The organism is Streptomyces griseus (assembly GCF_900460065.1).
Taxonomy (GTDB): domain Bacteria; phylum Actinomycetota; class Actinomycetes; order Streptomycetales; family Streptomycetaceae; genus Streptomyces; species Streptomyces griseus.
Genome location: NZ_UAVD01000046.1, coordinates 2,501 through 15,391, shown reverse-complemented (window position 1 = coordinate 15,391; position 12,891 = coordinate 2,501). Strand labels below are relative to the sequence as shown.

The 12,891-nt window shown below is 67.0% G+C and carries 3 protein-coding genes, 1 tRNA gene, 2 rRNA genes and 1 pseudogene (1 of these 7 running past the window's edge); 1 reads left to right on the top strand and 6 read right to left on the bottom strand.

All coding sequences use genetic code 11. From position 1 onward, the window contains the following. The 3 genes and pseudogenes from DTB53_RS30995 to DTB53_RS30985 all read right to left on the bottom strand — a co-directional run. Positions 1-451, bottom strand: a pseudogene (locus DTB53_RS30995) (cell division protein FtsK); the annotation flags it as partial. Between the two features lie 150 nt (positions 452-601). Next, a complete protein-coding gene (locus tag DTB53_RS30990) occupies positions 602-1,285 on the bottom strand; it encodes a response regulator (protein ID WP_069455842.1) in 684 nt (227 codons plus the stop codon). A 244-nt stretch (positions 1,286-1,529) separates the two neighbouring features. After that, entirely contained in the window at positions 1,530-6,995 is a 5,466-nt protein-coding gene (locus DTB53_RS30985) for a HAMP domain-containing protein (RefSeq protein WP_042495948.1), read from the bottom strand. A gap of 400 nt (positions 6,996-7,395) precedes the next feature. On the opposite strand from DTB53_RS30985, the gene DTB53_RS30980 reads away from it, so the two are divergent. Next, positions 7,396-10,023: a SpoIIE family protein phosphatase gene (locus DTB53_RS30980; protein ID WP_012378773.1), complete on the top strand. Its 2,628-nt coding sequence runs from the start codon at positions 7,396-7,398 to the stop codon at positions 10,021-10,023. Positions 10,024-10,075: 52 nt separating this feature from the next. Here DTB53_RS30980 and DTB53_RS30975 read toward each other — a convergent pair. From DTB53_RS30975 to DTB53_RS30965, 3 genes are all read right to left on the bottom strand, one after another. Then, positions 10,076-10,148, bottom strand: a tRNA-Thr gene (locus DTB53_RS30975). 266 nt (positions 10,149-10,414) lie between these two features. Next, a 5S ribosomal RNA gene (rrf, locus tag DTB53_RS30970) occupies positions 10,415-10,531 on the bottom strand. 79 nt (positions 10,532-10,610) lie between these two features. Further along, positions 10,611-12,891: ribosomal RNA gene (locus DTB53_RS30965) — 23S ribosomal RNA — on the bottom strand (it continues 845 nt past the right edge of the window).

Sequence of the window (12,891 nt, the reverse complement as noted above, 5' to 3'; positions counted from 1 at the left end):
GCGCGAGCAGGTCGAGCCGGCCGAAGGCCCCGGTCACCAGCATCTCGACCAGGTCGCCCACCGGCCCCTGGAGGTTGGACCAGGTGCCCGCGGCGACGATCAGCGCCAGGCCGAGCAGCAGCAGGGCGAGCCCGTCCTTGCGGTGGGCGGGGTCAAGTCCCTTGGCGCCGCGTCCTATCGAGCGGAACATCGCGCCGACGCCGTGCGCCGCCCCGAGCCAGACCGCGCGCACCAGCCGGTAGACGCCTCCGGTGGGTGAGGGTGCCGGTTTGGGCGCGGGCTTCCTGGCCGCCGCCTTCTTGGCGGGGGCCCTCTTCGCGGGAGCAGCCGACTTCCTGGGCGCGGTCTTCTTGGCGGGCGCGGCTTTCTTCGCCGGGCCCGGGGTACGGCCGACGCGCTTCGCGGCGCCCGCCGCGCCCTGGGAACCCTTGCCGGACGTACGTGAGGCCATGGTGCCGAGGTTACCGCTGTCGTCGCCCGTGAATACGTTCGCCTACTGGTTCACCCGACCGTGTCGTCTGCGGGGGGCCGGGAACTGACGCGGCTTCATGGCAGGGGTCGGCGCACGCCGGGCCGGAGGGGCCGGAGGTGCCGGATTGCGTCAGCTCGGCGCGGGCAGCACGCCGGTGCCTCCGCCGGTGCCCGGCTCCAGCGCGTCGAGCGCGCGGCGCAGGCCGGTCAGCTTGCGTTCGAGGTGGGCGGCGGTGGCGACCGCGGCGGCGTCCGCGGATTCGTCGTCGAGCTGCTTGGAGAGTGCTTCGGCCTGCTCCTCGACCGCCGCGAGCCGCGCGGAGAGTTCGGCCAGCAGCCCGGCCGGCTCCTTCTCGTGCTCGCCGCCCGTGTGGCCGTCGCCCTCCAACTGGAGCCGCAGCAGTGCCGCCTGCTCCCGGAGCTTGCAGTTCTTCATGTACAGCTCGACGAAGACCGAGACCTTGGCCCGCAGGACCCAGGGGTCGAACGGCTTGGAGATGTAGTCCACCGCACCGGCCGCGTAGCCGCGGAAGGTGTGGTGCGGACCGTGGTTGATCGCGGTGAGGAAGATGATCGGGATGTCCCGGGTCCGCTCCCGCCGCTTGATATGCGCGGCTGTCTCGAAACCGTCCATGCCCGGCATCTGGACGTCCAGCAGAATGACCGCGAAGTCGTCCGTGAGCAGCGCTTTGAGCGCCTCCTCCCCTGACGATGCCCGGACCAGTGTCTGATCGAGCGCAGAGAGGATGGCCTCCAGCGCCAGCAGATTCTCCGGCCGGTCATCGACCAGGAGGATCTTGGCCTTCTGCACCATGGCCCGTCCTCCTCGCCCCGGAAATGCACCGGGTGCCGCCCCAGGGGACGACTCCCTTACGCCGTCCGTCCTTGTGCCGGTCATGGTAGCCGCACCCCGCCCGTCACCACACCCTGTCACCGCGATGTCACTGTGCACATACCGCAAACGCGGTTTGAGACCAGAAGGTTCCCCGAATACGGCGAGTTCACACCCGTCCGAGCACAGTCGGTCAACAACTGACGCTCATTTGTTCCAATCCCCGTCACTCTCCGTGCATCCACTGCTCCATCACCGCAAGCAAGTGATCAGGATCGACCGGCTTCGTCACATAGTCGGAAGCCCCGCAATCGATGGCCTTCTCCCGGTCGCCCTTCATCGCCTTCGCGGTGAGCGCGACGATCGGCAACCCGGCGAACTGCGGCATCCGACGGATCGCGGTCGTCGTCGCGTAACCGTCCATCTCCGGCATCATGATGTCCATCAGTACGACCGTCACATCGTCGTGCTGCTCCAGGACTTCGATGCCCTCACGGCCGTTCTCCGCGTACAGCACCGCCAGTCCGTGCTGCTCCAGCACGCTGGTGAGCGCGAAGACGTTGCGGATGTCGTCGTCGACGATGAGGACCTTCTCGCCACGGAAGCGGAATGTACGCCGGGGAGCCCGCTCCTCCGCCGCCGGCGGGCCCTGCACCTGGCTCTCGCCCTGACTCCCCTGCGCCTGTACCCACTCCTCCTGCTGCGGGGAGCTCTCCGGCGCGGTCCGGCCGGTCGGCAGGGCGGGCCTGCGGGCCCCGTCCCCCAGGGCCTTGCGGCGCCGCCGGAACACGCCCGCCGAGTTGGCCGGGTCGCCCAACGGGGCCGACTGCCCCTGCGGGGCCTGCGCGTGACCCATCTCGCCCGCGCCTCCCAGCACCTCCGCGGAACCGGAACCCACCGCGGGGTACCCCTGGGGCGGCAGTTCGGCCCGGTGCAGCGGCAGGTACAGGGTGAAGGTGGAACCGCGCCCCGGTTCGCTCGCCGCGTGGATCTCACCGCCGAGCAGCCGTGCGATCTCCCGGCTGATCGACAGACCGAGGCCGGTACCGCCGTACTTGCGGCTCGTCGTGCCGTCCGCCTGCTTGAACGCCTCGAAGATCACCAGCATCTTGCTGGACGCGATCCCGATCCCGGTGTCGGTGACCGAGAAGGCGATCAGATCGGCGTCCGCGTCCCGCAGCGAACCGGCCTCCAGCAGGTGCTCCCGGATCGCGTTGGGCACATCGGCCCCGGCCGGCCGGATCACCAGCTCCACCGCACCGGTGTCGGTGAACTTCACCGCGTTGGACAGCAGGTTGCGCAGCACCTGGAGCAGCCGCTGCTCGTCGGTGTGCAGCGTCGCGGGAAGCTCCGGCGACACCCGTACGGAGAAGTCGAGCCCCTTCTCCGCGGTGAGCGGGCGGAAGGTCGCCTCCACGTAGTCGACCAGCTGGACCAGCGCGATCCTGGTCGGGCTGACGTCCATCTTGCCGGCCTCGACCTTGGAGAGGTCGAGGATGTCGTTGATCAGCTGGAGCAGGTCGGAACCGGCCCCGTGGATCGTCTCGGCGAACTCCACCTGCTTCGGCGAGAGGTTGCCCTCGGCGTTGTCCGCCAGCAGCTTGGCGAGGATCAGCAGCGAGTTCAGCGGGGTGCGCAGCTCGTGCGACATGTTCGCCAGGAACTCGGACTTGTAGCGCATCGAGACCGCGAGCTGCTCGGCCCGCTCCTCCAGCACCTGCCGCGCCTCCTCGATCTCGGTGTTCTTCACCTCGATGTCGCGGTTCTGCTGGGCCAGCAGCTCGGCCTTCTCCTCCAGTTCGGCGTTGGACGCCTGGAGGGCCTTCTGCCGGTTCTCCAACTCCTGCGAACGGTCGCGCAGTTGCTCGGTCAGCTCCTGCGACTGCTCCAGCAGCTTCTCGGTCTTGGTGTTGACGCTGATCGTGTTGACGCTCGTCGCGATCATCTCGGCGAGCTGGTTGAGGAAGTCCCGCTGGATATGCGTGAACGGCTGGAAGGAGGCCAGCTCGATCACCCCGAGGACCTTGCCCTCGAAGAGGACCGGCAGCACGATCACATGCGCCGGCGGGGCCTCTCCCAGCCCGGAGGAGATCTTCAGATAGCCCGGCGGCACGTTGTCCACCTGGATCGTCCGCTTCTCCTCGGCCGCCGTCCCGATGAGCGTCTCACCGGGCCGGAACGAGGTCGGCATCGAACCCGCCGAGTAGCCGTAACTCCCGCGCATCCGCAGCTCGTACGAGCTGGCCGCACCGTCGTCCGGACCCACCTCGTCCGAGTCGCCCGCGGTCATCGCCAGGAAGAACGCGCCGTGCTGCGCCGAGACCACCGGCGTCAGCTCGCTCATGATCAGCGAGGCCACGTCGTCCAGATCGCGGCGGCCCTGCATCAGACCGGAGATCCGGGCCAGGTTGCCCTTCAGCCAGTCCTGCTCCTTGTTGGCGAGGGTGGTGTCACGCAGGTTCGCGATCATCGTGTTGATGTTGTCCTGGAGCACCTGGATCTCGCCCGCCGCGTCCACGTCGATCTTCAGGTTCAGATCGCCGCGGGTCACCGCGGTGGCGACGGCGGCGATGGCGCGGACCTGACGGGTCAGGTTCCCGGCCATCTCGTTCACCGACTCGGTGAGGTCGCGCCAGGTGCCGTCGACGTCCCGGACCCGCGCCTGGCCGCCCAGCTGCCCCTCGGTGCCCACCTCGCGGGCCACCCGGGTCACCTGCTCGGCGAACGAGGACAGCTGGTCGACCATCGTGTTGATGGTGTTCTTGAGCTCCTGGATCTCACCGCGCGCGTCGATGTCGATCTTCTTGGTCAGGTCGCCCTTGGCGATGGCCGTGGTGACCGTGGCGATCTGCCGGACCTGGCCGGTCAGGTTGGAGGCCATCGAGTTCACCGACTCGGTGAGGTCCTTCCACGTACCGGCGACTCCCGGCACCCGGGCCTGGCCGCCCAGCTCGCCCTCCGTGCCCACCTCACGGGCCACCCGCGTGACCTCGTCCGCGAACGAGGACAGCGTCGTCACCATCGTGTTGACCGTGTCGGCCAGCTCCGCGACCTCGCCGCGCGCCTCCACGGTGACCTTCTTCGTCAGATCGCCGTTGGCGACCGCCGAGGAGACCCGGGAGATGTTGCGCACCTGGCTGGTCAGGTTGTTGGCCATCAGGTTGACGTTCTCGCTGAGGTCCTTCCAGATGCCCGTCGCCCCGCGCACCCGCGCCTGGCCGCCGAGAATGCCCTCGGTACCCACCTCGCGGGCCACGCGCGAGACCTCGTCCGCGAAGTTCAGCAGCTGGTCGACCATGGTGTTGACGGTCGTGACCAGTTCGAGGATCTCGCCCTTGGCGTCGACGGTGATCTTCTTGGAGAGATCGCCCTTGGCGACCGCGGTGGTGACCTCGGCGATGTTGCGGACCTGGAGGGTCAGGTTGTTCGCCATGCCGTTGACGGACTGCGTGAGGTCCTTCCACGTGCCCGAAACGCCCTGCACCTCGGCCTGGCCGCCGAGGATGCCCTCCGTACCCACCTCGCGGGCGACGCGCGTCACCTGCTCGGCGAAGTTGGACAGCTGGTCCACCATCGTGTTGAGGGTGTTCTTCAGCTCCAGGATCTCGCCCCGGGCGTCCACATCGATCTTCTGCGACAGGTCACCGCGCGCCACCGCCGTGGCGACCTGCGCGATGTTGCGGACCTGGGCGGTGAGGTTCCCCGCCATGCCGTTCACCGAATCGGTGAGATCGCGCCACACTCCGGCCACGCCGGGCACCTGCGCCTGGCCGCCCAGCCGTCCGTCCGTACCCACCTCGCGGGCCACCCGGGTGACCTGGTCGGCGAAGGCGGAGAGCTGGTCGACCATGGTGTTGATCGTGTTCTTCAGCTCCAGGATCTCGCCCCGGGCGTCCACGTCGATCTTCTGCGACAGGTCGCCCCGCGCCACCGCCGTCGTCACCTGGGCGATCTGCCTCACCTGGGAGGTGAGGTTGCCGGCCATGAAGTTGACGGAGTCCGTCAGCTCCTTCCACGTACCCGACACACCGTCCACGCGCGCCTGACCGCCGAGGCGGCCCTCGGTGCCCACGTCCCGGGCCATCCGCGTCACCTGGTCGGCGAAGCTGGAGAGCTGCGCCACCATCGTGTTGACGGTGTTCTTCAGCTCCAGCATCTCTCCGGCCACGTCCACGGTGACCTTCTGCGACAGGTCTCCGTTGGCGACCGCCGTGGTGACCTGCGCGATGTCCCGGACCTGACCGGTCAGGTTGCGGAACGCGGTGTTCACCGAGTCGGTGAGGTCCTTCCACGTCCCCGCGGCTCCCGGCACCTCGGCCTGGCCCCCGAGCCGGCCCTCGACGCCGACCTCCCGGGCCACGCGGGTCACCTCGGAACCGAACGACTGGAGCTGGTCCACCATCGTGTTGACGGTGTTCTTCAACTCCAGCATCTCGCCGGCCACGTCGACCGTGACCTTCTGCGACATGTCGCCGCTGGCCACCGCTGTCGTCACCTGCGCGATGTCGCGCACCTGCGTCGTCAGATTGCGGAAGACCGTGTTCACCGAGTCGGTGAGGTCCTTCCACGTCCCGGCGGCCCCGGGCACCTGCGCCTGACCGCCGAGGAGCCCCTCGCCACCGACCTCGCTCGCCACCCGCGTCACTTCGTCCGCGAAGGTCCGCAGCGTCTCGGTCATCTGGTTGATCGTCTCGGCGAGCTGGGCGACCTCGCCGCGTGCGCTCACCGTGACCTTCTGCGTCAGATCACCGCTGGCGACCGCCGTCGTCACCTCCGCGATCCCGCGCACCTGGGAGGTGAGGTTGCCCGCCATCGTGTTGACGGAGTCGGTGAGGTCCTTCCACACACCGGCCACACCCGGCACGGTCGCCTGACCGCCCAGCTCGCCCTCCGTACCCACCTCACGGGCGACGCGCGTCACCTCGGAGGAGAACGAGGACAGCTGGTCGACCATCGTGTTGACGGTGTTCTTCAGCTGGAGCATCTCACCGGCCACATGGACGGTGACCTTCCGCGACAGATCGCCCTTGGCGACCGCCGTCGTCACCAGCGCGATGTCCCGCACCTGGGCCGTCAGCCGGTACGCCATGGTGTTCACGGAGTCCGTGAGGTCCTTCCAGGACCCGGACATCCCCCGCACCTGCGCCTGGCCCCCGAGCTTGCCCTCGGTGCCCACCTCGACGGCGACCCGGGTCACCTGCTCGGTGAAGACCGACAGCTGGTCGACCAGGTTGTTGACCGTACGGGCGACCTTCAGGAACTCGCCGCGCAACGGCCGGACCGTCTCGTCCTGCGTGTGCGAGCGCAGCTCCATCCGCTGCTCCAGATCACCGTCGGCGACCGCCGACAGCACCCGGCCCACCTCGGAGACCGGTCGAGCGAGATCGTCGACGAGTTCGTTGGAGGCGTCGATCGCGGCGGCCCAGGAGCCCTCGCAGGCGCCCGTCTCCAGCCGCTCGGTGAGCTTGCCCTCACGGCCGACCACGCGCCGCACCCGGGCCAGCTCACCGGTGAGATGAAGATTGCGGTCGGCGACCTCGTTGAAGACGGCGGAGATCTCCGTCATCACCCCGTCGCCGGAGACGGTGAGCCGCCGGCGGAAGTTGCCGTCGCGCATCGCCACGAGTCCCGCGAGCAGCCTGTTCAGAGCTGCCGCGTCGACCTCGACGGTGCCATTGCGCTGCTTTTTCACGGACTGTCCGCCTTTTGTACGCGCCTGAGAACCCTGCGCCGCCACGCCAGACTCCACCGTGTCCCTCCCGCAGGGGTTGACCGTTTCACTCGGGCCTATCAGGAAGCTTGCCCAGTTCCACTTTGGCTCACCGCCACAGCACACCGTCAACGGGCGACCGGGCGGACGTCAAATCGTTGCAACGTACCAGGCCGGAACGGGTCGGCGGGCAACCTGTCCCGGTTGCCCCCCATCCCTTGCACCGGGAGTCCATACTTGTGCGCCCGCGCACCACCACATGACCGTCCTGTCCCGAACTCGGCCCTCGTGTAACCGGCACCCTCGCCGAACGTCTAGCCTGGCAAGCGAATCGAAGCGGCGATAAACGGGCACAGGACTCGGGGAAGCGACGAGACACCATATGGGGAGTGCTGTGATCACCGCGCGAGCGGCCGCCACCTTCGAACCGGTCGGGCGCTCCGTCGCGACCGCCCGCGCCTTCGTCCGGGACACGCTCCAGGGGTGGGGCTACAACGACGTCGTCGACGACGCCGTCGTCCTCACCAGTGAGCTCGTGACCAACGCCGTCGTGCACGCGGGGACGGCCGCCGACGTGCTGTGCCTGCGCAGCGGGGACGGCGTACGTGTCGAGGTCGCCGACCACTATCCCGAACGCGAGGTCCCCCTCCAGAGCAACGGCGTCGACTTCGGCAGCCCCGACCGCGAGAACGGCCGCGGCCTGCTGCTCTGCGCCGCACTGGCCTCCCGCTGGGGTGTGGAGTACTCCCCCACGCGCAAGCACGTGTGGTTCCAGCTGGACCTGCCCGACCGGCCCGTGGGCATCCGCTCCGCCGGTCCGGTCCTGCCCACGTCGCTGCTCCCCGTCACCGACCAGCGCGTGCGGGTCGCCGTCGTCCAGATCGACAGCACCGGTGCGATCAGCGCGTGGAACGACGACGCCGCGTACGTCTTCGGGCACACCGCGGAACAGGTCATCGGCAAGCAGTTCACCGACTTCGTGGCCTGGCCGCACACTCCGGGGACCAACACCGGCATCGCCGACGCCCTCCAGCTCTCGCGCTGGGAGGGCAGCTACGGAATCCGCGGCGCGGACGGCCGGACCATCGCCGTCTACTCCTCGCACCTGCGGGTCCGCGACACCGACGGCGAACCCTCCACGGTCTGTCTCCTCGTCCGCGACGACGAGCGCGCCGTTCTCCAGTCCCCGGTCCGCGCCCCGGTCTCCGACACCTCGGCCGACCACCGTACGGCGGACCCCTTCGAGGTGTTCATCGGCTCCCCGGCCCCCGACGACCTCGACGGCCTGCTCCAGCGGACGGTCGAGCGGGCCCGCGACATGCTCGACGCCGACGCGGCGTTCCTGCTGCTCGCCACGGACGACGAGACGGAGCTGGAGGTGCGCGCCACAACCGGCCTCCCCTCGGCCCGGCAGCGCTTCGCCCGGGTTCCCGTGGAAGCCGGGACGGGACGTTACGGCTCCGCCCGGATGCCCGCCGTCCACGAGGACCTCACCGCCGTCCCGGGGGCCGTGCCCCTGCTCACCGACACCGGGATGCGCTCGGTCGTCACGGTCCCGCTGAAGGTCGAGGGCCGCCTCACCGGCTCGCTCGGCGTCGCGGCGGAGGCGGCCGGCCGCTACACCAACGAGGAGGCCCTGCGCCTCCAGTTCGCGGCGGACCGCATCGCGCTGGCCGTGGAGTCCGCCCGCCTCGGCGAGCTGGAACGGCTTCGCCGCGGCTCCCTGTCCTTCCTGGTCGAGGCCTCCGACCTGCTGGCCGGCACGCTCGACCGGGACCAGACCCTCGCGCTCATGGCGCAGATGACGGTTCCGACGCTGGCCACCTGGTGCGCCGTCTACACGATCGCGGACCAGTCCTCGGAGCCGTACCTCTCCTATGTGCTCCACGAGGACGAGGACCTCATCGACGGGCTGAAGGCCCTGCTCTCCAAGGTCGCCCCGCCGGATCCGGTCCCGACTCCGGGCGCCCGTGTCTGGGCCGCGCCCTCGGAGGCCGGTCACCGTGCCGCGCTGAGCACGTCGACCCGCAGCCTTCAGCACGACGCGCCACTGAGCATGAGCACGGCCACCCGTACGATCCTCGCCACGGCCCAGGCCGTGGGCGGCGAGACGGTGGTCCTTCCGCTGGTCGCCCGCAACCGCGTGATCGGCATGCTGACGCTCGGGAAGCCCTCGGACGATCATTTCCGCCAGGAGATCCTGGAACTGGCCGAGGACCTCTCCCGCAGAGCCGCCCTGGCCCTGGACAACGCCCGCCTGTACTCGGAGCGCATGGCGATCAGCCAGTCCCTCCAGCGCAGCCTGCTGCCCCCGGGCCTCCCCGACGTGCCGAACGTCGAGATCGAGGTCATCTACCGCGCCGCGGGCGAGGGCAACGAGGTCGGCGGAGACTTCTACGACGTCTTCCCGATCAGCGACGGCGCGTACGGCTTCGCCATCGGCGACGTCTGCGGCACGGGGCCCGAGGCAGCCGCCGTGACGGGCCTCGCCCGCCACGCGCTGCGTCTGCTGGCCCGCGAGGGCTTCGGCGGTCCGGCGGTCCTGGAGCGTCTCAACGCGGCGATCCTCGACGAGGGCGCCCGCAGCCGCTTCCTGACCCTTCTGTACGGCGAGCTGCGGCCCCAGGAGGACGGCAGCGCCCTCCTGAAGGTCGTCTGCGCCGGCCACCCGCTGCCGCTGCGCCTGCGCCAGGACGGCTCCGTGGAGTCCGCCGCGGAGCCGCAGCCCCTGCTCGGTGTCATCGAGGACCTCGACCTGTACGAGGAGGAGGTCGTCCTCGACCCGGGTGACGTCCTGCTGTGCGTCACGGACGGTGTCACCGAACGTCGCGAGGGAACCCGCATGCTGGGCGACGACGGCCTCGCGGACGTCCTGTCGACCTGTACGGGCCTGACGGCCGGAGCGGTCGCCGCACGCATTCTGCGGGCCGTGGAACGCTTCGCGGCGGAGCCGGCCTCGGACGACATGGCGATCCTGGCCATGCGCGTCCCGGAACCGCCCCGCGCCTGATACTCAACGCGAAAGGCCCCCGCCAGTGGCGGGGGCCTTTCGCTTTTCTCTGAGCCCCAATGCGGAATCGAACCGCAGACCTTCTCCTTACCATGGAGACGCTCTACCGACTGAGCTATTGGGGCCTCGCTGCGCTGTGGCAACGAGGTAAACCATACACGGAATCCGGGGATGGTCATAATCCCGGCCGGCCGGCGTCCCGGCGTACGAGCACCCTCCGTTCGCACGAGCACCGCAGGCCGGACCAAGGGGCCCAGCCGGCGCTCGCCGCGGCTCCACGACGGGACACCGGGCAGCCAGGGCGACTGGCCGGGGGGACCGGACGGAGGCCCCGGCCCTGGAACGCAGAAAAGCCCCGCACCATACGGTGCGGGGCTTTCCCGGAAAAATTGTTCGGCGGCGTCCTACTCTCCCACAGGGTCCCCCCTGCAGTACCATCGGCGCTGAAAGGCTTAGCTTCCGGGTTCGGAATGTAACCGGGCGTTTCCCTAACGCAATGACCACCGAAACACTATGAAATTAACCAACACCGGACAACAACACGGCCGTTCGTTATTTCAGAACTAACACAGTGGACGCGAGCAACTGAGGACAAGCCCTCGGCCTATTAGTACCAGTCAGCTCCACCCGTTACCGGGCTTCCACATCTGGCCTATCAACCCAGTCGTCTACTGGGAGCCTTAACCCTTCAAGAGGGTGGGAATACTCATCTCGAAGCAGGCTTCCCGCTTAGATGCTTTCAGCGGTTATCCTTTCCGAACGTAGCCAACCAGCCATGCCCTTGGCAGGACAACTGGCACACCAGAGGTTCGTCCGTCCCGGTCCTCTCGTACTAGGGACAGCCCTTCTCAATATTCCTACGCGCACAGCGGATAGGGACCGAACTGTCTCACGACGTTCTAAACCCAGCTCGCGTACCGCTTTAATGGGCGAACAGCCCAACCCTTGGGACCGACTCCAGCCCCAGGATGCGACGAGCCGACATCGAGGTGCCAAACCATCCCGTCGATATGGACTCTTGGGGAAGATCAGCCTGTTATCCCCGGGGTACCTTTTATCCGTTGAGCGACAGCGCTTCCACAAGCCACTGCCGGATCACTAGTCCCGACTTTCGTCCCTGCTCGACCCGTCGGTCTCACAGTCAAGCTCCCTTGTGCACTTACACTCAACACCTGATTGCCAACCAGGCTGAGGGAACCTTTGGGCGCCTCCGTTACTCTTTAGGAGGCAACCGCCCCAGTTAAACTACCCATCAGACACTGTCCCTGATCCGGATCACGGACCCAGGTTAGACATCCAGCACGACCAGAGTGGTATTTCAACGACGACTCCACAACCACTGGCGTGGCCGCTTCAAAGTCTCCCACCTATCCTACACAAGCCGAACCGAACACCAATATCAAACTATAGTAAAGGTCCCGGGGTCTTTCCGTCCTGCTGCGCGAAACGAGCATCTTTACTCGTAGTGCAATTTCACCGGGCCTATGGTTGAGACAGTCGAGAAGTCGTTACGCCATTCGTGCAGGTCGGAACTTACCCGACAAGGAATTTCGCTACCTTAGGATGGTTATAGTTACCACCGCCGTTTACTGGCGCTTAAGTTCTCAGCTTCGCCGACCCGAAAGTCAGCTAACCGGTCCCCTTAACGTTCCAGCACCGGGCAGGCGTCAGTCCGTATACATCGCCTTACGGCTTCGCACGGACCTGTGTTTTTAGTAAACAGTCGCTTCTCGCTGGTCTCTGCGGCCACCCCCAGCTCAAGCAGCAAGTGCTATCACCAGTGATGGCCCCCCTTCTCCCGAAGTTACGGGGGCATTTTGCCGAGTTCCTTAACCATAGTTCACCCGAACGCCTCGGTATTCTCTACCTGACCACCTGAGTCGGTTTAGGGTACGGGCCGCCATGAAACTCGCTAGAGGCTTTTCTCGACAGCATAGGATCATCCACTTCACCACAATCGGCTCGGCATCAGGTCTCAGACTTATATGCACGACGGATTTGCCTACCGTGCGTCCTACACCCTTACCCCGGGACAACCACCGCCCGGGCTGGACTACCTTCCTGCGTCACCCCATCGCTTACCTACTACAAGTCTGGTTCATCGGCTCCACCACTACCCTCAACTCCGAAGAGATCGGGCCGGCTTCACGGACTTAGCATCGCCTGATTCAGTACTGGGCGTTTCAAAGCGGGTACCGGAATATCAACCGGTTGTCCATCGACTACGCCTGTCGGCCTCGCCTTAGGTCCCGACTTACCCTGGGCAGATCAGCTTGACCCAGGAACCCTTAGTCAATCGGCGCACACGTTTCTCACGTGTGTATCGCTACTCATGCCTGCATTCTCACTCGTGAACCGTCCACAACTCGCTTCCGCGGCTGCTTCACCCGGCACACGACGCTCCCCTACCCATCCGTACTCCCGTTGGGGATACATGTACGAATGACACGACTTCGGCGGTACGCTTGAGCCCCGCTACATTGTCGGCGCGGAATCACTTGACCAGTGAGCTATTACGCACTCTTTCAAGGGTGGCTGCTTCTAAGCCAACCTCCTGGTTGTCTCTGCGACTCCACATCCTTTCCCACTTAGCGTACGCTTAGGGGCCTTAGTCGATGCTCTGGGCTGTTTCCCTCTCGACCATGGAGCTTATCCCCCACAGTCTCACTGCCGTGCTCTCACTTACCGGCATTCGGAGTTTGGCTAAGGTCAGTAACCCGGTAGGGCCCATCGCCTATCCAGTGCTCTACCTCCGGCAAGAAACACACGACGCTGCACCTAAATGCATTTCGGGGAGAACCAGCTATCACGGAGTTTGATTGGCCTTTCACCCCTAACCACAGGTCATCCCCCAGGTTTTCAACCCTG

Excerpts from the sequence above, each read along its gene's own strand:
- DTB53_RS30990 (WP_069455842.1), bottom strand. The coding sequence starts at position 1,285 with ATGGTGCAGAAGGCCAAGATCCTCCTGGTCGATGACCGGCCGGAGAAT.
- DTB53_RS30980 (WP_012378773.1), top strand. The coding sequence starts at position 7,396 with ATGGGGAGTGCTGTGATCACCGCGCGAGCGGCCGCCACCTTCGAACCG.